This window comes from Mesorhizobium sp. WSM4816, assembly GCF_055811535.1.
In genome coordinates, this window is the sequence record NZ_JBVVQR010000007.1 from 190,837 (window position 1) to 211,786 (window position 20,950).

Annotated in this window: 14 protein-coding genes and 2 pseudogenes; 9 read left to right on the forward strand and 7 right to left on the reverse strand. The window is 58.3% G+C overall.

Annotated elements, in window-relative coordinates; translation table 11 throughout:
• Positions 1-430 precede the first annotated feature (430 nt).
• Positions 431-1,297: a helix-turn-helix domain-containing protein gene (locus tag AC0L3H_RS11490; protein WP_473585548.1), complete on the reverse strand. Its 867-nt coding sequence runs from the start codon at positions 1,295-1,297 to the stop codon at positions 431-433.
• 230 nt (positions 1,298-1,527) lie between these two features.
• On the opposite strand from AC0L3H_RS11490, the gene melA (AC0L3H_RS11495) reads away from it, so the two are divergent.
• From melA (AC0L3H_RS11495) to melA (AC0L3H_RS11520), 6 genes and pseudogenes are all read left to right on the forward strand, one after another.
• On the forward strand, positions 1,528-3,000 hold the full coding sequence (melA, locus tag AC0L3H_RS11495; RefSeq protein ID WP_473585517.1) for an alpha-galactosidase: 1,473 nt from the start codon (positions 1,528-1,530) through the stop codon (positions 2,998-3,000).
• Between the two features lie 221 nt (positions 3,001-3,221).
• Positions 3,222-5,287, forward strand: a pseudogene (locus AC0L3H_RS11500) (ABC transporter substrate-binding protein).
• A gap of 123 nt (positions 5,288-5,410) precedes the next feature.
• On the forward strand, positions 5,411-6,424 hold the full coding sequence (locus tag AC0L3H_RS11505) for an ABC transporter permease (protein ID WP_473585518.1): 1,014 nt from the start codon (positions 5,411-5,413) through the stop codon (positions 6,422-6,424).
• Positions 6,421-7,548, forward strand: a pseudogene (locus tag AC0L3H_RS11510) (ABC transporter permease). The gene AC0L3H_RS11505 and the pseudogene AC0L3H_RS11510 overlap by 4 nt, the downstream one beginning before the upstream one ends.
• Positions 7,549-7,561: 13 nt before the next feature.
• A complete protein-coding gene (locus tag AC0L3H_RS11515) occupies positions 7,562-9,232 on the forward strand; it encodes an ABC transporter ATP-binding protein (RefSeq protein WP_473585519.1) in 1,671 nt (556 codons plus the stop codon).
• Between the two features lie 23 nt (positions 9,233-9,255).
• Positions 9,256-10,629: an alpha-galactosidase gene (gene melA, locus AC0L3H_RS11520; protein WP_473585520.1), complete on the forward strand. Its 1,374-nt coding sequence runs from the start codon at positions 9,256-9,258 to the stop codon at positions 10,627-10,629.
• Positions 10,630-10,729: 100 nt separating this feature from the next.
• On the opposite strand, the gene AC0L3H_RS11525 is transcribed toward melA (AC0L3H_RS11520), so the two are convergent.
• The 6 genes from AC0L3H_RS11525 to AC0L3H_RS11550 all read right to left on the reverse strand — a co-directional run bounded on the left by AC0L3H_RS11525 (position 10,730) and on the right by AC0L3H_RS11550 (position 17,598).
• Positions 10,730-11,068, reverse strand: coding sequence for a slr1659 superfamily regulator (locus AC0L3H_RS11525; RefSeq protein WP_023797948.1), 339 nt, complete (start codon positions 11,066-11,068; stop codon positions 10,730-10,732).
• 20 nt (positions 11,069-11,088) lie between these two features.
• Positions 11,089-11,652 carry a slr1658 superfamily regulator gene (locus tag AC0L3H_RS11530; RefSeq protein WP_473585521.1) on the reverse strand — a complete coding sequence of 188 codons (564 nt, stop codon included), beginning with the start codon at positions 11,650-11,652 and terminating at the stop codon, positions 11,089-11,091.
• A 2-nt stretch (positions 11,653-11,654) separates the two neighbouring features.
• Positions 11,655-14,024 (reverse strand): SpoIIE family protein phosphatase, encoded by a 2,370-nt coding sequence (locus tag AC0L3H_RS11535; RefSeq protein ID WP_473585549.1) that lies wholly within the window; start codon positions 14,022-14,024, stop codon positions 11,655-11,657.
• 14 nt (positions 14,025-14,038) lie between these two features.
• Positions 14,039-15,217, reverse strand: a complete 1,179-nt coding sequence (locus AC0L3H_RS11540; protein ID WP_473585522.1) for a methyltransferase domain-containing protein — start codon at positions 15,215-15,217, stop codon at positions 14,039-14,041.
• Positions 15,214-15,735: a ubiquinone biosynthesis methyltransferase UbiE gene (locus AC0L3H_RS11545; RefSeq protein WP_473585523.1), complete on the reverse strand. Its 522-nt coding sequence runs from the start codon at positions 15,733-15,735 to the stop codon at positions 15,214-15,216. The genes AC0L3H_RS11540 and AC0L3H_RS11545 overlap by 4 nt, the downstream gene beginning before the upstream one ends.
• 69 nt (positions 15,736-15,804) lie before the next feature.
• Positions 15,805-17,598: a putative bifunctional diguanylate cyclase/phosphodiesterase gene (locus AC0L3H_RS11550; protein WP_473585524.1), complete on the reverse strand. Its 1,794-nt coding sequence runs from the start codon at positions 17,596-17,598 to the stop codon at positions 15,805-15,807.
• 485 nt (positions 17,599-18,083) lie between these two features.
• On the opposite strand from AC0L3H_RS11550, the gene AC0L3H_RS11555 reads away from it, so the two are divergent.
• The 3 genes from AC0L3H_RS11555 (at position 18,084) to AC0L3H_RS11565 (ending at position 20,732) form a co-directional block, all read left to right on the forward strand.
• Positions 18,084-18,623: an ABC transporter substrate-binding protein gene (locus tag AC0L3H_RS11555; protein WP_473585525.1), complete on the forward strand. Its 540-nt coding sequence runs from the start codon at positions 18,084-18,086 to the stop codon at positions 18,621-18,623.
• A 443-nt stretch (positions 18,624-19,066) separates the two neighbouring features.
• A complete protein-coding gene (locus AC0L3H_RS11560; protein WP_473585526.1) occupies positions 19,067-19,315 on the forward strand; it encodes a hypothetical protein in 249 nt (82 codons plus the stop codon).
• Positions 19,316-19,730: 415 nt separating this feature from the next.
• On the forward strand, positions 19,731-20,732 hold the full coding sequence (locus AC0L3H_RS11565) for a LysR family transcriptional regulator (RefSeq protein WP_473585550.1): 1,002 nt from the start codon (positions 19,731-19,733) through the stop codon (positions 20,730-20,732).
• The last annotated feature ends 218 nt before the right edge of the window (positions 20,733-20,950 follow it).

Below are 20,950 nucleotides of genomic sequence, written 5' to 3' on the forward strand. Positions count from 1 at the left end.
GTGGACGACCCCGCACGAAACCATCCTCGCGGGTCTGCCGACCTGTTTTGGAACATGACGGCGCAATTATCAATTACCCAAGAGGGTCCATATGCAGAAGCCAGGAAGCTGCGTCTGCTCAGCTGCCACGCTGGTCCAGAGAACCTGCATCATTTTCTGGTCTTGATCATCTCGGATTGGCAGCCAAGATTCGGATAAGGCGGCGTTGCCAGAAATAGACGTTTCCAAGGTTGGGGTCGAGCTTTCGAATCGCTTCATCCGCTCCAAGTTCTCTCAAGGGAATCAAGCTATTGAGAGGCGCCTTTCGGGACGTCTTTTGCTTACAAGGCCAGCTTTGCCGCCTCCTGAAAACCGATGTCCGAGTGACCAGGTTGACGGTCTCTCTCGCGCTAAAAGCAGCCATCAAAGGATGACAGGTCAGCGCTATTTGTCATCTGTCCAAAATCTGCCCCTGCTGATAACCGGCGCTTGCATACATGCCAGTGGTTCTGAATTCTGTCGGACTGACGCCGAAGCCACGTCGGAATACCTTGGCGAAGTAGTTGGGATCTTCGAAGCCGCACATGCCGGAAATATCCTTCACCGGAAGGTCGGCGGACATGGTCAGTAGCTTTGCGGCGCGGTCGAGGCGTCTGTTGAGGACGAACTCAGCCGGAGGAATACCTTCATGCGCCGCGAACACACGCGAGAAATGCGCGCGACTGAGACCGGAAAGCCGCGCCAGTTCATCGACCGGCAACGGCAGATGCAGATGCGCACCGATATAGTCAGTCACCTGACGCACTACCGAATTCTCCGCCACGTCATTTCCGTGTAGTTGGAACACGTCGTCATAGAGTGCCATGGCCGCCTCGTAGGAAATTGCCGAGGCGCGTGCCGGCGTTGAGCCGTCGCCTTTGACCAGCCGGTAGGCGCAGTCGGCCAGATTATCGACGGTGGCTGCCCGAAGGCTGAACACCGGTCCTTTCGTTGCCAGGACTTCTCTATGGATGCGCAACGCTTCCGCCCCATGCATCGATATCCAGAAAAACTCCCAGCGCCCGCCTTTTTCGACCCAGTAGCGGTGCGAATGCGGAACAACCAACAGCATCGTCTCGCCCGGAGCGATGCGGTAGGACCTGGTTCCGTAACGCAGGTTTCCGGTGCCGCTGATGGTGTGCTGCATCACTGTGAACGGCGTCTGCCCGCGCCTGCGGCCATCCCAGCTGTAGCCGGCATCCGTTCTCACGTCGTAGCCGGTGCTCGTCGGCATGGTGTGCAATCGCTGCCGAGCGCGCGGCAGGGAAATCATCTTCATCACCGGTCCAAGGTCGACGAGTTTTTGCAGCACAAAATTACCCTACAAAGCACATCTACGCCCTACCGGAGGGGCGTGATCTTACGCATATTGACCAAAAACAAAAGAGATGAGGATGAAACCCCGGTTGCACGCCGCCTGGTTGCGTGTCTTGCGAATAACACGCCTGGACTGGATTTCCACGAACCGATTTTACCTATCGGTCCAATCCGCTTGCGGAGAAGGTTCGAATGAGCAGATTTAAGATCGCAATCATTGGCGCGGGCAGCGTCGGTTTCACCAAGAAGCTGTTCACGGACATTTTGTGTGTGCCGGAGCTGCGCGACATCGAGTTCGCACTGACCGACATCAGCGAGCACAATCTCAAGATGATCGAGTCAATTCTCCTGCGGATCGTCAAGTCGAGCCAGCTTCCTGCACGGGTGACCGCGACGACGGACCGCCGCAAGGCGATCGAGGGCGCGCGCTACATCATTAGCTGTGTGCGCGTCGGAGGTCTCGCCGCCTATGCCGACGATATCCGCATCCCCTTGAAATATGGCGTCGACCAGTGCGTCGGCGATACGATCTGCGCCGGTGGCATTCTCTACGGCCAGCGCAACATCCCGGTCATTCTGGATTTCTGCAAGGACATTCGCGAACTGGCCGAGCCAGGCGCGAAATTCCTGAACTATGCCAACCCGATGGCGATGAACACCTGGGCGGCGATCGAATTCGGCAAGGTCGATACGGTCGGTCTCTGCCATGGGGTCCAGCATGGGGCCGAGCAGATTGCCGAGATCCTCGGCGCCGGGGAAGGCGAGCTCGACTTTGTCTGCTCCGGCATCAACCACCAGACCTGGTTCGTCGACGTTCGCGTCAAGGGCCGCAAGATCGGCAGGGATGAGCTCGTCGCCGCCTTCGAGGCGCATCCGGTCTTCTCGCGGCAGGAGAAACTCAGGATCGACGTGTTGAAGCGCTTCGGCGTCTATTCGACCGAAAGTAACGGCCACCTGTCGGAATATCTGCCCTGGTACCGCAAACGGCCTGAGGAGACCGCCAAGTGGATCGACATGTCGGACTGGATCCACGGCGAAACCGGCGGTTATCTGCGCTATTCGACCGAAACCCGGAACTGGTTCGAAACCGAGTTCCCGCAATTCCTCGAAGATGCGGGAAAGCCCTTCGATCCCGGGCGCCGCTCGAACGAGCACGCCAGCCACATACTGGAGGCGCTCGAGACCGGTCGGGTCTATCGCGGGCACTTCAACGTCAAGAACGAAGGCGTCATCACCAATCTTCCGTCCGATGCAATCATCGAATCGCCTGGTTTCGTCGATCGCTTCGGCATCAACATGGTGGCCGGCATCACGCTTCCGGAAGCCTGCGCCGCGACCTGCATTTCGTCGATTAATGTCCAGCGCATGTCCGTCCATGCGGCAATCTCCGGCGACATCGACCTCCTGAAACTGGCCGTGCTGCACGATCCGCTGGTTGGCGCCATCTGCACGCCGGAAGAGGTCTGGCAGATGGTCGACGAGATGGTTGTGGCGCAAGCGCAATGGCTGCCGCAATTCGCCCATGCGATCGACGGCGCCAAGGAGCGGCTGAGCCGCGCGACGGTAAAAACGCGGGAATGGAAGGGCGTCGCCCGCCGCGAGGTTCGCTCGATCGAAGAGATCAGGGCTGAAAAGGACGCCATGAAGTTGCGCGCGGCCGGCTGAGACATTGGTTGCGATAAGCCAATGTTCCGGAAAACCGGGCGGACAGGATCGTGCCTCGGCGAATGCGCCCGGGCAGCGCGGCACTGTCATCCGAGAAGCGGAATACCGCTTCTGAGAAAGCGGAATACCGCTTCGTTCGATGCTTGTAGGAGGAGAGCCATGCCATCGCGGCAGGCCCGAAGCATAAGGGAGAGACCAGGACAATGAACATTTTTGGCCGCATGAAAACCGCCGCCGCGCTCCTGTCTGGTGTATCGGCGTTCGTGATCCAGGCCGTGGCCTCCGAGCCGACGATCGTGCCGGAACAGCCGCCGTTTCCGGCGCAAGGCACGATCAATTACGTGCCGCGCGATTCAATTCTGGAATTCAAGGCGCTATCCGAGTATCGCGAGCCGGAGTGGGTCACCGAAAAATTCGTCAAGACCGGGAAACTGCCTCCGTTGGCCGAGCGGCTGCCGAAGGAGCCGATGGTCTTCAAGACAGGCAACATGCCCGACGGGATAGGCGTCTATGGCGACACGATGCGCCACGTCGTCGGCGGCCGGCCGGAAGGCTGGAACTACAGTGCCGGGCAGACGCAAGGCTGGGGCGGCATTGACATTGCGATGTTCGAATGCCTGACGCGCACCGCGCCGCTCTTCCAGGTCGATGCCAAAGACGTCGAGCCGCTGCCCAATCTTGCCCGGAGCTGGGAGTGGTCGGAAGACGGCCACACACTGACGATGAAGTTGATCGAAGGCGCAAAGTGGTCCGACGGAGATCCCTTCGACGCCGATGACGTGATGTTCTATTGGGACGACAATGTCGTCGATCCGAACGTCTCGCCGCTGAACGGTGCAACACCGGAAACGTTCGGAGAAGGCACCACCCTGAAGGCGGTAGACAAATATACGATCGAATGGACTTTTAAGGACGCGTTCCCGCGCCAGCATCTCTATGCGATGGCCTATGGAACCTTCTGCCCTGGCCCCTCGCACATTTTGAAGACCAAGCATCCGAAATATGCAGGCACCACCTACGACGAGTACAAGAACGGTTTTCCGCCGGAATACTTGAATATGCCCGTCATGGGCGCCTGGGTGCCTATCGAATACCGTTCGGACGACGTCATCGTGCTTCGCCGCAATCCTTACTATTGGAAGGGGGCGAAGAGGGAAATCAGCTGCCCTATCTCAACGAACTGCACTACAAGCTTTCGACCTGGGCCGATCGCGACGTGCAGGCGATCGCCGGGTCCGGCGATATCTCGAACCTGGAGCAACCTGAAAATTTCGTGGAATCGCTGAAGCGCGCCGCACAGGAAACGGCTCCCGCGCGGCTGGCCTTTGGCGCCCGGCTGATCGGCTACAATCTGCGCATGAACTTTTCAGCCAATGGCTGGGGCGAGCCGGACGAGCGGGCGCAGGCCGTACGCGAGCTCAACCGCAACGTCGATTTCCGTAAGGCCGTGACCATGGCCATCGATCGCAAGAAACTCGGCGAATCCCTCGTCAAAGGACCCTTCACCGCGATCTATCCCGGCGGCATTTCCTCTGGCACGAGCTTTTACGACCGCGCCTCGACAGTGTACTACCCGTTTGATCTGGAAGGCGCCAAGGCGCTGCTGGAGAAGGTCGGGTTGAAGGACACGGACGGCAACGGCGCCGTCAACTTCCCGGCCGGTACAGCTGGCGGCTCGGACGTACAGATCGTGCTTCTGGTGAATTCCGACTACAGCACCGATCGCAATCTCGCGGAAGGTCTGGTCGGCCAGATGGAACAGCTTGGCCTCAAGGTCGTGCTCAACACAATCGATGGCGCGAAGCGCGACGCAACCCAGTATGCCGGGCGCTTCGACTGGCTTGTTCGCCGCAACGAGCAGGAACAGACCTCAGTTGTGCAGAACACGACCCAGCTTGCCCCGACCGGTCCGCGCACGAGTTGGCATCACAGGGCAGGAACGGACGGCACGGTCGATCTGATGCCGTTCGAACAGGAACTCGTGGACGTCGTCAACAAGTTCATCTCCAGCAACGACAATGACGAGCGGGCTGATCTGATGAAGCAGTTCCAGAAGGTCTCGACGACGAATCTCGATACGATCGGCCTGACAGAATATCCGGGTGCGCTCATCATCAACAAGCGCTTCTCCAACATTCCGGAAGGCGTGCCGATCTTCATGTTCAATTGGGCGGAGGACACGATCATCCGTGAACGGGTCTTCGTCTCTGCCGACAAGCAGGGCGACTACGAGCTGTTCCCCGAGCAGCTTCCGGGCAAGCCCGGTGAAGGCGGTCCGATCAACTGACCGCAGTCGATTTCCCCTCCGGCGAGCATCCGCCGGAGGGGAGGTTGCGAATTTGAACCGTGGAGATACCGCGCCTCGTGAAGGAGCAGATCGCCACGAGCCACAAGAGAAGCAAACACGATCATGTTCAGATTTCTGCTTGTGCGTATCGCCTCGGCGATTCCTGTCCTCTTCGTCCTGAGCGTCGTGACGTTCGCGATCATCCAGGCCCCGCCGGGCGACTACAGCGACTATGTGCGCTCGCAACTGATCAACCAGGGTGGCGCATCCTTCGAAAAGGCCGACGCCCAGGCGCAGGCCTACAAGATCGCGCATGGCCTCGATAAGCCCTTGCCCCTCCAGTACGTCAACTGGATCACCGGCATCGTCACCCGCGGCGATTTCGGCCACAGTCTCTTCTACAACAAGCCTGTCGCCGATGTGGTCGGCGAACGTCTGCCCCGGACGCTGGCGCTGGCGCTCGTCTGCCATATCCTGGCATCGGTGATCGGCATCACCTTCGGCGTTTTGGCGGCAACCCGGCAATATTCCTGGGTGGACAGCGTGCTGTCGGGGATCTCGTTTCTCGGCATGACGGTACCGCGATTCCTGATGGCGCTGATCATCGTCTATATCCTGGTGTTCCACTTCAATGTCACTGAGATCAACAGTTTCCATTCCGCCCGCTACGGCGGGGCGCCCTGGTCGTGGGGCAAGTTCGTCGATCTGGTCAAGCATGTCTGGCCGGTCATCGCGATCGCCACTTTGGGCGGGCTCGCCTACAACATGCGCGTCATGCGGGGCAATCTTCTCGATACGCTGAACGCCCAATATGTCGAAACGGCTCGGGCCAAGGGCTTGAGCGAGCGCACGGTGGTCATGCGCCACGCTGTGCCGAACGCGCTGCATCCGCTCGTCATGTATCAGGGCGTCGTGCTGCCCTACATGCTGACCGGCGAGATCGAAACCGCGATCATCTTCGCCCTGCCGACGGTCGGCCCGGCCATCGTCGGCTCGATGTGGATCGGCGACGTCTATGTCACGGCGACCTTCATGTTGGTTCTGTCGGTGACCCTGATGGTCGGCAACATCATCGCCGACATGCTGCTTGCAGCGCTCGACCCGCGGGTTCGCCTTGGGGGAGGGGCCGCCGCATGAAAGCCGACGTCCAATCCATAATCTGCGCCTCCGTGCCGCCGGCCAAAGGCAATGGCAACGAAACCTATACCGCGCTTGTCTGGCGCCGTCTGAAGCGATCCTGGACCGGCATGATAGGGCTGATCCTTGTCTGCCTCCTGATGATCATGACGATATTCGCGGAGTTCTTCGCACCCGTCGATCCGAAGCTGACCGGCGTCGGTTTCGCGCCGCCTCAGACAATCAGCATGACGGATCGGGGCGGGAACTTCGTCTTTCCGCCGCGCAGCTATCCGATTCGTGAAACAGATTAATTCGACCCCGTCACGTTCCAGCCGATCGTAGGCCCCGACTACGAAAACCCGCAGACGCTCGGCTTTTTCGTCAAAGGGTTCGGATACAGGCTTTTCGGACTGATCCCGGCGCAGCGGCATTTCTTCGGCGCCACCGACGGAAGCCCGGTCAATTTCCTCGGCACCGACAAATTCGGCCGCGATGTGCTGTCGCGCATCATCTACGGCTCGCGCATTTCGCTGATGATCGCCCTGACCGTGGTGTTCATCATCACGGTAGTCGGCACGACGGTCGGCATGGTGTCCGGATATTTCGGCGGAAGGTTCGACGCATGGGTACAGCGCTTCGTCGAACTGGTGCTCGCCTTTCCGCAACTGCCGCTTTATCTCGCGCTCACCTCGCTGATTCCGGTGACGGCGCCGACCAATGTCTTCCTCGCGTTCGTCATCGTCGTCATGTCGGCGCTCGGCTGGGCACAGCTGTCGCGCGAAGTTCGAGGCAAGACGCTGGCGCTGGCGCGGATCGACTATGTGCGGGCGGCGATGGCGATCGGCGCAACCGACCGCCGGATCATCTTTCAGCATATTTTCCCCAACGTCATGAGCCACGTCATCGTCGCCGTCACGCTGGCGATCCCCAATGTCGTGCTGCTTGAATCCTTCCTCGGCTTCCTCGGTTTCGCGGTGAAGCCGCCGCTGATCTCCTGGGGGCTGATGCTGCAGGATACCGCGACATACTCCGTCATTGGGTCCTATCCCTGGATCCTTGCCCCCGTGGGTGTCGTGCTGGTCACCGTCTTTGCGTTCAATGCGCTGGGCGATGGTCTTCGCGACGCCGTCGATCCCTATTGAGAAGGCCGGCACCATGGCTCTGACGGAAAAAACCTCGATTGCGCCGGACGAACGTCACGATCATGCGGTGAGGACCGGCAGTCCGATCATCGACGCCCGCAATGTCGCGGTGACCTTCAAGGTAGAAGGCGGAACCGTCGACGCGGTCAAGGATGTCTCGTTTCAGCTCTATCGCGGCGAGACCATCGCTGTGGTGGGAGAATCCGGCTCCGGCAAGTCGGTGACGGCGCGCACGGTCATGGGCCTGCTCACCAAGCGCGCCACCGTGGCCGTGCACTCGCGGATCGAATATGATGGGAAGAATGTGCTGAAATTCTCCGACCGGCAGCGCCGGGCGCTGCGCGGCGACCGCATTTCGATGATATTCCAGGAGCCGATGAGCTCGCTCAATCCGGTCTACACGGTCGGCGCGCAGATCATCGAGGCGATCCGCGTTCATCAGAAGATGAGCCGCAGGCAAGCAGCGGAGCGTACGCTGGAGCTGTTGCGGCAGGTGCAGATTCCGGACCCGGAAAGCCGCTTCAACCAATATCCGCACCAGCTTTCAGGCGGTCAGCGCCAGCGCGTCATGATCGCCATGGCGCTCGCCAATAATCCGGACGTACTCATCGCCGACGAACCCACGACGGCACTCGACGTCACCGTGCAGGCGCAGATCCTCAACCTCATCCGTGATCTGCAGCAGAAGCTCGGTATGGCGGTAATCCTGATCACTCACGATCTGACGGTCGTTCGCCAGTTTTCCGACTACGTCTATGTCATGAGCCAGGGCGAGGTGAAGGAGCACAACACCACTGAAGCGCTCTTCAAGAACCCGCAGCATCCCTATACGCGCCATCTTCTGGCGTCCGAACCAAAGGGCATGGCCAATCCGACGCCGGTGGACTCAGCCGTCATTCTCGAGGGCAGCAATGTGCGGGTATCGTTCATGCTGAAGCATGGCGGGTTCTTCAAGCCGCGGCTCAAGGAACTCGTCGCCGTCGACAGCCTCAGCCTAAAGCTTCACCGGTACGAAACGCTGGGGCTGGTCGGCGAATCCGGGTCCGGCAAGACGACGTTCGGGCAGGCGCTGGTGAAGCTTCTGACGGCCGACGGCGGCGAAATCTTCTTCGACGGCGAACCGATCCACGCAAGGACACGTGACCAGATGCGGCCGCTCAGATCGCGCATGCAGGTCGTCTTTCAGGATCCGTTCTCCTCGCTCAATCCGCGCATGTCGGTCGGCCAGATCATCGAGGAGGGGCTGATCGTCAATCGGCTCGGCGACAACAAAAGTGATCGGTTGCAGCGCGTGGAGCAGGCGCTTGTCAGCGCCGGGCTTCCGCACAACATCCTGTCGCGCTTTCCGCACGAGTTTTCCGGCGGACAGCGCCAGCGCATCGCTATTGCGCGGGCAATCGCACTCGGACCGGAATTCATCCTGCTCGATGAGCCGACATCGGCGCTCGATCTCTCCGTTCAGGCCCAGATCATCGACCTCCTGCGCAAACTGCAGGACGAGCGCGGCCTGAGCTATCTCTTCATTTCCCACGATCTCAAGGTCGTACGCGCGCTCTGTCATCGGGTCGTGGTGATGCAGCACGGTAAAATCGTCGAGGAGGGACCCGTCGACGAGGTTCTTTCCAATCCGAGGACCGCCTACACCGAACGGCTCGTCAAGGCCGCGTTCGAGGTAGCCGCATAAATCGCAGACAAGAGGCGCAATTCATGACGAGACAACCCAAAATCACGTTCATCGGGGCCGGTTCCACCGTCTTCATGAAGAATGTCATCGGCGATGTGCTGCAGCGGCCGTCTCTTTCGGGCGCTACCATCGCGCTGATGGACGTCAGTCCGCAGCGCCTCGAAGAAAGTGAGATTGTCGCCGGAAAGCTGGTCAAGACGCTTGGCTCTGCGGCGACCATCGAGACCCATTCCAGCCAGCGCAAGGCCCTGGAAGGCGCGGACTTCGTCGTCGTTGCCTTCCAGATCGGCGGCTACGAGCCCTGCACGGTCACTGATTTCGAGGTGCCGAAGAAATACGGCCTGCGCCAGACGATCGCCGATACGCTCGGCGTTGGCGGCATCATGCGGGGTTTGCGCACCGTGCCGCATCTCTGGAAAATCTGCGAAGACATGATGGCAATCTGCCCCGACGCCATCCTCCTGCAATACGTCAACCCGATGGCGATCAACACCTGGGCGATTGCGGAAAAGTATCCGCTCATCAAGCAGGTCGGTCTCTGCCATTCGGTGCAGGGAACAGCTTTCGAACTCGCCCGAGATCTCGAAATCCCGCTCGATGAAATCCGTTACCGTGCCGCCGGCATCAACCACATGGCCTTCTACCTGAAATTCGAGCATCGGCAGGCCGATGGCAGCTACCGCGACCTTTATCCGGATCTCGTGCGCGGCTACCGCGACGGGCGATTTCCGAAACCCAGCCACTGGAATCCGCGCTGCCCGAACAAGGTGCGTTACGAGGTGCTGACCCGCCTCGGCTATTTCGTCACCGAAAGCTCGGAGCATTTCGCCGAATACACGCCCTATTTCATCAAGGACGGCAGGCCCGATCTGATCGAGAAGTTCGGCATTCCGCTCGATGAATATCCCAAACGCTGCATCGAGCAGATCGAGCGATGGAAAGGGCAGGCGGCCGCCTACCGGAGCGCCGAGAACATCGAGATCGAGGAGAGCCATGAATATGCTTCCTCGATCATGAACTCGGTCTGGACCGGCGAGCCCTCAGTTATTTACGGCAATGTCCGCAACAATGGCTGCATCACCTCGCTGCCGGAAAATTGCGCGGCCGAAGTGCCGTGCCTGGTCGACGCGTCCGGCATCCAGCCGACCTTCATCGGCGCCTTGCCGCCGCAACTGACGGCGCTCATCCGCACCAATGTCAATGTGCAGGAACTGACTGTCGCGGCCTTGATGACGGAAAACCGCGAGCATCTTTATCACGCGGCGATGATGGATCCGCATACCGCCGCTGAGCTCGATCTCGACCAGATCTGGTCGCTGGTCGACGACCTGCTCGCCGCGCACGGCGACTGGATTCCGGAGTGGGCGCAGATCTCGAAAAACGTGCAGGCAGCGTAAGGACGGAACGGTCCTGGTTTGGAGCCTCGATTCTCATCTCAAAAGGCAGACGTCCGGAAAGTGTAGCCGAATGGTCTTTGGCGCCTGGATAAACCGCCTGTCAGCCAACGAAGAGTACCATCGCAGGATGCAGTTTTTTGAGATTTGGCAGCGATTTCGACTGCCAAGGTATTTCCGAGCTTCCCCGGACAATGAGTTGGATCTCTGGATGCTTTCTGACCTCTATGGTAAATTTGGCCAATAAATTGATGCCCGACGAGTTAAGAAATTCCAAGTCTGATACATGTATCGTTATAGTAGTAGGATTGGAGGTAAGGACATTCATCATTAGCTGCAAAATAGGCGCATAGGCCTCAGAACTGGACAACCTCATTACGCCGTCAAAATAAACATCGCTTCCTTCGTTCCACACGCGATAATTTGTCGTTGTTATGTCCACGATTTTGTCTTCATTTCGTTTTAGTTATAAGTTTCTGATGATACCACAATTGAAGCATATGTTTCCAGGCGAACCTGATCCCTTTCGTCGGCGGGGCTGAAGACCCAAGCCAGGCTCGCGCCATAGTCGCTCATCAACGTCAGCAATCCAAGACCGGAATTTGTTGTCTGAGGGTCCGCGGCATTCTCTTCGATTCGCTGGATCAGGAGATCACCCGGATCGCCGGCTGTGATCTCCGACAGAAGATTTTGAAATTTAGCGGTCGTTTCGATGTCAACAACATTCGAAACCTTGATTTTAAAACTTTCCGATTCTATGGCCGCCTCGATCGTGATCTCGCCGGGCGCACGAAACTTGACCGCATTTTCAATCAGTTCGTTGACTAGATAGCCAATACTGTGTCGCACTTCCCTGTAGTCGTTGCGAGAAGACTGGAAGCGCAGGGCAAAAACGTCCGCGATGAAGTCCGAAGTAGTAGCGCAATGATGCCAACTCAGGTCGAGAGGTCCATCGAACAATCGGACGCGGCTGACGCTCTCTCTCATTCCAATTGCAAAGTCGGCTGTTCCGAACAGTGTTGTCATTCCTACTTGTGCCTCATGATCACGAGCGTGATGTCGTCGTGGATTTTCTGTGTTCCGATATGCGCCATTAGGTCCTCAATAATTCCAGTTTTGATCTCCTCGGCGCTCCTGCGATGATAGTGGCGCGCACTGTTAGAGAGGCGTATCAAACCGAACAATTTTCCCTCCTGATCTTCCGCCTCGGTCACACCATCCGTGTGGAGCACGATCACATCGCCGCTGTTGAACGGAATGTCGCGCGTTGCGATAAACGGCAAGATGTTGCGTTCGAGGCCGATCGGCAGACCAAGGTTGGCGGTATCGATACGCTCGATCTCTCCATTTGCACGAACGACGAGAACCTCCTCATGCTGCCCTGACAGGGTCACCCTCCCATTCTCAAAGTCAAGAAAGGCCAGCGAGAGATGCTTGTCGGTGTTGGTCCGTTCGATATTTTTATAGATGGCTCTGTTCAGTCGATCGAGAAACTGACGTGGATTGTCCTCGCCAGTCTCCTGCAGCGCGCGTGCAACGGATTGAACCATCAGCATCAGCACACCGCTTTCGAGCCCGTGGCCTGTCACATCGCCGATCCCGATCTTGACCCGCGATCCCTCTTGCAAGACGTCGTAGTAGTCGCCGCCGACCTCGTCGGCCGGCCGCATATAAGCGGCGATTTCGACCCCGTGGATGGCTTCGAGTTCGCTGGCTCTCGGCAGAACCATCATCTGGATATGTTTGGCAACTGCAAGCTCTGCACCAAGGCGGAGGTTCTCATCTCGCAACTTGCTGTTGAGGGCGGAAATCTCCTGATTTGCGTCTTCAAGCTCCTTCGTTCTTTCATCGACGATTTGCTCGAGATTTTCCGTATGGAAGCTAATCTCCTCCGCCATCCGGTTGAACGCGACCCCGACGTCTCCCACTTCGTCATGCGTCGGAATGCTTACTCGAACTGAATAGTCTTGTGCCTGGAGCCGCTTTGCGGCTGCTGCAAGCGCGCTGAGGCCTGCGGTGATCCGCTTTGAGATCCCGAAGACAGCCGCAAAGACAATCAGGAGCGAAATGATAATTGCGATGATCTGGGAGACCAGGATCCGGTTGGTCGCGCTGGAAATGCTCTGTTGCGCTGCAAGCAGGGAAGCATAGATTTCCCGCTCCGGGACGACGAAGCCGAGCATCTGGTTTTCGGCTGTGATGGACCCCGTGCTGTTCCAGAGATTGACTGCCTCCAGTCGGCGAAGCGCGACGATGTGAGGTTCGGCTTCGCCATCCTCCTCCCCAATCGAAATATGCTTGATGACCGTCTTGTCGTCGGCAGGAAGTTCGAGCGCCGCAACGGCCGAATGCGTACTCTTTTTGAGCGAGCGATCGAGTCCGGTAACGCCTTGACCCGCCGCACCGCTTGCAATCTTGAGCCCGAGCGTTTTCTCGCCTTCGGGCTTGATCGCGAGCACATTGCCATTCGACATGGTGAGAAAACCGAAGCCCGTCTCCGCGACCTTCACGCTTTCGACGATCTCAGCGAGCTGATCGAGCGTTACGTCGGAAGCGACCATGCCGGCGACATCCTTGCGGTCCTTCGTCCAGAGCGGATGGAAGAAACTCACTATGAGCTTGCCGGTAATCGCATCGATATATGGGGCAGTCGCCGTGATGTCATCGCCTTTTACGGGGCGCGAATTCGGGTCCCTGATCCACCCCTGCCAGCCCTCATAGACGCCAGGAAAGAAGAAATCCCAGAAATTTGCGTTGTTGTGGCCCGGATAGAGCTTGTCGAAGGTTTGCGCCTGATCGGAGTAAGGAGTCGTGCGCATGATAGGTGCTGCCTTCGGTCCAACGTAATAGACCTGCAACTTCCTGGCGCCTGTTGCCATTTGGCTTGGGCCAAAAATGTCGAACGCCGCACTCTCTTGAATTTTGTGGAGAATTTCGGGCTTCGGTCGGCCATCGGGGGAGAGAAGATATCCCCAGATACTCAGGACCGAAGGCGACCCTTGTGGGCTCTGCATCCAGTTTCCCTTGGGATCATGTATAAGCGGCGCATTGAAATAGGAGTCCGTCGCCAGCGCGTTGCCGATTGCCTCCTTCGCCTCTGGATGATCGATCAGTCTCTGCATGGAGCCCGCAAGTGCGGTAACCTCGGAGTGCATTTGGTCGAAGAGGAGATCGGCGCGCAGAGCAGTCGTCTCGATATAATTCTGGAGGTATTCCTGGCTCGCCTTGGTGAGGCCGCTCTCGATCTGGTACGTCGCGTCGCGGGAAAGCCGGTTGACGTTCCAAAGGGCGACGCTCCCACCGACCAGGAGGTCGAAGAGCACCGCCCCGCCTACAACGATTATGAATTTCGCGCGGAAGCTGTTAGGCCGGAAAACGGACCAGGGTTTGGGGGAAATGGCATACGGGTCGCTCACAGTGGCTTACGTCCCGATGCAACCCAGATTGGCCAGCCGGCATATCCCTTGGGGTGGAGCGCAGCGAAAATGTGATCCTGGAAACCCTGTCGGAACCGTCTGATGAACGCCGGCGGGTCACCTCGCTTTGTCGCCATCTCGCCTGCATAGACGTTCTCCCATGCCGCGACGACATCTGCGAAGTCCTGCGGATCGCCGTCGTGGTTGGTGACTACGAAAGACTCGACTCGAATGTCTTCGAACCCCGCTTCGACCAGGTATCGACGGCTTTTGGGGCCAAGCTCGATATCCATCTGGAAGTGCGCCCAAAGCTTGGCGACTTCATTATAGGTCCACTGGATGCTATCGGCGCGCGGTTCGCCCAGACAGTGCGAGTTCTTTTCATTCGTGATGTAGACGCGTCCGCCCGGCTTGCAGATGCGAAAGAGTTCCTTGAGAATCAGTTCGGGCTTGTTGAACACCTGCAGGGAGTGTCGGCATGTGACCAAGTCAAACTGATCTTGGTCGAGCAGCATTTCTGACGCGTCGCCATAGGCATATTCAATTCCGCCGATATCGAACGCCGCAGCCACGCTTCGCGCATAAGCAAGGCTTGATCTGGAATGGTCGAGAGCGACAATCCGTGACGGCTGAAATTCTTTCTGCACGAGTACGGCGAAATCACCAATTCCGCAACAGATGTCGGCCATGATGATACCGGGTTGCATGCCGTGTCGCGGCAAGATTGTGCGCTCGTGGCGCCAAGTCATCTTCGTCTGTGTGCGGAGGATCGGAATGAACCCGCCTTCTTCGAGGAAGCTCTGCCCCGGATAGAAATCACTGTCATACTCTTGAACCGTGATGTTCGCTTCGATTCCGTTCAGGCGCCCGAATTTTCTGGTCGTCCACCCGACAACGCTTGACGTTACGAGTACGAACCTGAGATCTGGTCGAGCGCGACAGGCGTCAATAATGACCCGCGAGAAAGCATGAAATGCGGTGTTGTTCATTTGCGTCAATCGTTTGACGTTCACGTACAGGGTACCGCGTACACGAGCGATTGATTCCTTCAACAGGGCAATGCTGGGCGCAAGCTCATCGATCGACTGGGGCCGCAGTATTCCCGATATCGAGAACTCCTGATCGTTTACATCGTATTGCGCTCTGAAACGCGGGAAAAGGTTGTACGCGCTCAACTTGGCATGCCCTCAAGCGGGAGATCGACGACAAGAGTGATGATGTCAGCGCCGACTTGCTCGACTCGAAGGGTCGCGTTGTAGTCGATGGCGAGTTCCAAGAGAACGACTTCACGACTGGGCGCGAGGTCTCCGGACACTGAGTTGAGATAGCGCTCCATTGCCTCGGATCCCGTAATTTGAAACACCGCTTCTCCAAAGAATTGTCGTTCTTCGGGCATGCAAGGGAATGTCAGTTCGATCCTGTCCGTCTCACCCCGGCGGGACACCCTACAGGCTATTTCACCGCCGTAATGCCGCGTACGAAAGGCGACCTCCAATAATTCGTTCAACGCAGAGGAAAAGAGGTTTGAATGCCGTACGGAGTCAGGTCTGTTATGGCTGATCATTCGCGCCGAGTAGGTCGAGAGTTGATCGCAGAGTATCCAATCAGACATAAAGGTTTTGACGTCCAAATCGATCTGGATCATTGTCTCAAAGACTGCTTCGCCATCTTCGTCATGAGAAGCAATATTCATCGGCGTTCCTCACTCGTTTCTGGCTGCATTTTAGTCGAGCGATGCGACCCCTCAGTTTCGTCCACGCCGCTATGCATGGGGCCGGATGCTGGATCGCCAGATTTCGTCCCCACTTTCGCGTATTAGTTCCTTGGAAGATCGCCTGATGAAATCGCGCGTTGCCTCGGCTCCGAGTGGCCGTCCCAGGAAGTCGCCCTGGAGGTAATCACAGTCTTCCCTGATCAGCCACTGTGCCTGTCCCGGCGTTTCAACTCCCTCCGCGGTGACGCTTATTCCCAAGCCGTGCGCCATGCCTATGATCGATCGCACGATCGTCTGACTTTTTCGATCGGTTTCTAAGTCTTTTATGAAGTATCGGTCTATCTTCAATGTGTCGAACGGGAAGTTCTTAAGGTAACTCAACGAGGAGTAGTAGGTGCCGAAATCGTCTAGCGCGATCCTTATCCCGAGGACATTCAGGGTATTCAGTGTGTCAATGTTGTCGACGGTTTGCTCGAGAAGAACGGTTTCGGTAATCTCGAGCTCAAGCCGGTCGGCGCGGATTCCGACTGCGTCGACGATCTGAGCAACCGTGTCCGTGAGCGAACCGCTCAGGAACTGCGCCGGCGACAGGTTCACGGCGACCGTCAGTGAAGACGGCCATCTCGTTGCTTGGCGGCAGGCTTCTTCGATCACCCATCGTCCAATCTCGTCCATGAGGCCGTCGGCTTCGGCGATCGGTATGAACACGCTCGGAGGAATAGTCCCGACTTCGGGATGCCGCCATCGCAGCAGCGCTTCGAAGCCCACGACCGATGCGGGAGCCCGAACGAGCGGTTGATATTCAAGATAAAGCTCGTTCCGGTCCAGCGCCATTCGAAGACTGCGCCTCAGGTTTTCACGCTGTTCGAGCAGGAGCTGCATCGAGCGATTGAAAATTCGCGCACAGCCGCGTCCGTCTCTTTTGGCTGCATAAAGGGCGATATCCGCGGCCTTCATCAACTGCTCGCCCTCGGTCGCGTGTCCCGGTCCGAATGCAATTCCGATGCTCGCGCCGACGAAGACGGGGATGTCGTTGATCATAAACGGCGCCTTGAATGCTTCAATCAACGCCCCCGCGAGGCGTTCCGCTTCGGCGGGCTGTCCCGTACGCGATTGAATGACGGCGAACTCGTCTCCAGCTAACCGGTATGCGAGTTCGCCGTCCTGCAGCGTGTCCCGGATCCGGCCTGCTGCCAGTTGAAGCAACGTATCGCCCGTGCCATGGCCGAGTGTGTCATTGACCGCTTTGAAACCGTCAAGGTCGATTTGCAGCAGAGCAGTGGCATTTGGCTCATCGACCACCGACAGAGCTTGTTGCAGGTTTTCGCTGAACCGCCGCCGGTTCTGCAATCCGGTTAATGCGTCGTGCGTCGCCTGATGAAGGAGCATCATACGCTCTTGCTCTTCCGGTGAGCCTCGCCCGCCCTGCTCCCTTTCTCTGGATTCAATGATTCCAATTCCATTCGCAGCGCCGAAAACGACGGCGGAACGGGGCGCCTCCCCCAGCGATCGCTGGAGATTGACATTTATTGGAGTGCCGCCGCGCAGCACGCGAACAAGTTTTTCGATGAGCTCAGTGTCGACGTTCGGATAAATCTCCCACAGAGCGACGCCAGCAACCAGCGGGCGGCTGTGGATGCTTTTGAGGTTGGTTGCGTAGTGCGTCAGGCGGAAGTCCTGATCATAGAACGACACACCATCAGTCGTGTTCGCCAAAAAGTCCAGGAGACGCGCTTCGCTGATGGAGGACGGATGACTCGGTGAAAGCTCTTCCCTGTTCGCTCCGGCACCCAGTGCTTTCGGACGTAAGAGCCACTTCCAAAGGCGGTACAAAATCCGCATCTCCTCATCCCTACGGTGAAGCTAGCAAACCATAAGGCTAGTTGCAAACCTATAGGTTGCGGCGGTGCTTGCGGGCAAGTCATAGAAACGCCATTGGCGGAACCGTTGGCGAAAACGCAAAGATTGTGCCCGCGGGTGGGCCGGACCGAAGATCCAAAAGGTTCCCCAGCTTCGGAGAATGATGGACATTCGGAGAGCAGATTGAATGGGAAGGTTGTTTCCGCTCTCCCCAGCTTTCGGCCGCACATCCCGCAAACGCTGGGCTTCCGGGAGCCATGAAGGGGCCGGAGAATTGTTGGGCAATTTTGAAGGTGGTAGCGGAGAGCGCTACCGCCTTTCCCCACATTCAGAGAACGGCCAGTTCAGGCTTCGCTGCACTGGCTGAGCAATTTGCGCCGTTCATTCTAAGGCAGCCGTTGGCCTTACGCTGCAATGCGCGAGGCCGACGGTGTCCTGAAATGGACTTGGCGCACGCGTGATCGAGCGTGCCCGCGGGAGGGCTGCACTATCCCGGCGACTATGAGTTTGCCCTGGCCGGCATTCACACCAAGCGGTGGGAGGCGCTGCAGGCAGGCGAAATCGACTGCGCTCCGCAGCCCGCACCATGGAATTTCCTCGCGCAGAACCAGGGCTACAATCTGCTCGGGGAAGTCAGCGCCGCAATCCCCGAGATCGTCTTCACCGCTGTCATCGGCAAGGCATCCTGGCTCGCAGCGAACCGGGATCTCGTGGCCCGCTTCCTCAAGACGCTGATCGAGGCGCATTCGGTCACGAATGAAGCGGCCAACCATGGCATCACCCTGCCGATCTTCCAGCGCATTACCACACCCGAAAGCGAATCCCTGGCACGACGGGGCCTGGAATATATGCGTGGCATGGGCATGTGGCCGCAGGGCCTGGCCATGCCAGACAAGGCGCTCAAGACGACGATCGACCTGATGGTCAGGGCGAACCTGCTCGACAAGTCGAAGTGCGATGTTGCCGAAGGCGTCTTCGACAGGCGCTATCTGGAAGGCGCCGCCTGATCACCAGCGGCCGGCGAAAATCTTCCACCGGCAGGCGCACGATGTTGTCTTTTATCGTGCAGCCCTTGCTGATCGGATCAAGCGCGCTTTCAGGGAGGAGTAAAACGCGTGCTGCTCTTCCTCGACTCTGAAATCACCTGGCGCTTGAAAACGAGGGCGCCACGTTACTTCTTGATCAGTTTCAAACGGAGGCGCTACCATTTTGCATAGATTTTTTCGATATATCAATGATTTAAGGAGTTTTGGTAGAGGGAGAGGACCTGAAATCCAACCTTCTCCGCGGATTTGCGATCACCTTCGTAATCGGGGTGTTCGGCTGATGCTGTTCAGTCGACGTGTTCAATCTGCGGACCTGGGTCAACCGGCGGAGCCGGCGTGCAACCTTGCCCCTTGCATTCCTCGACTGGGTCGTCGGCTGGTGGGAGGCAGTTTAGCCCCTCGCAATGAACTGGCGGCTGCTCAGGCGCTGCGTCGCCGTTTGGCGGAACAGGCTGATCCTCAGCGCGAACGGCCGGCATTACCAAGCCGATCAAGGCCGTGCACAAAAGCGCAACCCGAAGCAAATTCATTTCCGCCTCCTCGACTTGAGATCGGGCGGCACAGTACACTTTCGACCTGTGGCCGACATCCTTTCAGCCGCCAACGGCGTTAACACCGAGTTTCGGGGCTGGCCGGAAGGGCGGGCCGAATGATCAGCTCGTCACATGTTGGACGCAGGCCGGAGAGGAGCGCCGATCACGCTCTAGATCGGCGCGTCATCGCTATGCGATCGACGAGACTGCCGCACTCGGCGATTCGGATGAAGGTGCGCAAGCGCTTAGTATGATGTCCGAATTAATCCATAATCTGCCCCTCGGTTTCGATCGGCCTGTTAAGCGCTTATCAGCGCAGCGCGCCGGTCCCGGTCGTGCGTCATCATCGAGAAAGGGCGCACGTTCAAAACCTCCGAAAACGCCTCGTGAGGCCCGGACGTCCGGTTCGAATACCTATTGCGAGAAATCAACCCGCTCCTTCCGATTCCGCAATCGATAAAAATAACCGCATGTCGCCTTACGCCCCCATCATTGTTTCTGGCGTTTTAGATGGCAGAAATGCATAATCACCGTGATGATTGACTGGAACGACTTACGCTTTTTTCTTGCGGTTGCGTCGGCCGGGAATACGGCGGCCGCAGGGCGCCACCTTGGCGTAAATCAATCCACAGTGGTCCGCCGCATAACCGCCATGGAGGAGGCGCTCCGGCTTCGGCTCTTCAACAGGAAGCGGGACGGCTATCGCCTTACGCCGGAAGGCGAAGCGTTGTTGCAAGAGGCAACCGCCGTGGAGGCGGCTGTGCAGGCATTGACCCGGCGCGCCGCCGCTTTGGACAGCGCCTTCACGGGATCCCTGCGAGTGACGACAGCAGAGGGGATGGCTTTGGGTCTCGTGCCGCAACTGCTCAACGAGTTCCACCGCCAGTATCCGGGAATAAGGGTGCATCTGCTGATTGAGGACCGCTACAATGACCTCAGTGATGGGCAGGCCGAGATAGCGCTGCGCGCCGGTCCCCCTGGCAACGGTTCGCTGGTAGGGCGCAAATTGTCAGACCAATCCTGGGCGATCTACGGGAGCCGCAGCTATGTGGAACGGTGGGGTAGCCCGACGAAACCCCACGATCTCAATGTTCATCGGCTGATCGGTTTCGAAGGCTCGATCGAGGACATTACTCCGGCGCGCTGGTTGCGTGCCGTGGCTCCTGATTGCGAGATCGCCTGCCGAAGCAATAGTGTTCTCGGCTTGCTGTTGGCCGTACAATCGGGGTTTGGGCTGACGCTGTTGCCCTGTCAGATCGGCGATGCGGAAGCGGACCTCGTCCGCGTCATCGATCCGCAGCCAGAGCTTACCAGCGGCTTCTGGATCCTCACGCATCCAGACCTACACACGCGGCCGAAGATCCGGGCGTTCTTTGATTTCATGGTGGAGGAGATCGCGAAGCATCGAGCTCTTCTACTTGGCCAGACGCGGCCCTCGCGCGCCAGTGCGGAGCAACCAGTGATGGCCGGCAGAACCTCTGCCGACGCAGAGTCAGCAGGGTCCATCCGATCCGTTGACGCGGACCGCCTCACTTGAGCAGCATAACTGCCCGGATAGCTGATCGTGAGGACCGCTTATCCTGCTCGCTCAGGTGGCAACCGTGCCTAGCGATTGTTGATGAGGGCCGAGCGTCCTGCCCTATTGGGTAGTTGGCATTGGCCGGGCCCTGATTCCAACGTGTGGAGGTACGACAAACCGCGGTCGATTGACGGGTCATCGGACGCTTCCACGACGACTATACCCTGCGCTGACTG

Coding starts and splice junctions, on each gene's coding strand:
- AC0L3H_RS11560 (WP_473585526.1), top strand. CDS start 19,067: ATGAACTGGCGGCTGCTCAGGCGCTGCGTCGCCGTTTGGCGGAACAGG.
- melA (WP_473585520.1), top strand. CDS start 9,256: ATGACGAGACAACCCAAAATCACGTTCATCGGGGCCGGTTCCACCGTC.
- AC0L3H_RS11515 (WP_473585519.1), top strand. CDS start 7,562: ATGGCTCTGACGGAAAAAACCTCGATTGCGCCGGACGAACGTCACGAT.
- AC0L3H_RS11530 (WP_473585521.1), bottom strand. CDS start 11,652: ATGACAACACTGTTCGGAACAGCCGACTTTGCAATTGGAATGAGAGAG.
- AC0L3H_RS11550 (WP_473585524.1), bottom strand. CDS start 17,598: ATGCGGATTTTGTACCGCCTTTGGAAGTGGCTCTTACGTCCGAAAGCA.
- AC0L3H_RS11505 (WP_473585518.1), top strand. CDS start 5,411: ATGTTCAGATTTCTGCTTGTGCGTATCGCCTCGGCGATTCCTGTCCTC.
- melA (WP_473585517.1), top strand. CDS start 1,528: ATGAGCAGATTTAAGATCGCAATCATTGGCGCGGGCAGCGTCGGTTTC.
- AC0L3H_RS11565 (WP_473585550.1), top strand. CDS start 19,731: ATGATTGACTGGAACGACTTACGCTTTTTTCTTGCGGTTGCGTCGGCC.
- AC0L3H_RS11490 (WP_473585548.1), bottom strand. CDS start 1,297: ATGAAGATGATTTCCCTGCCGCGCGCTCGGCAGCGATTGCACACCATG.
- AC0L3H_RS11545 (WP_473585523.1), bottom strand. CDS start 15,735: ATGAATATTGCTTCTCATGACGAAGATGGCGAAGCAGTCTTTGAGACA.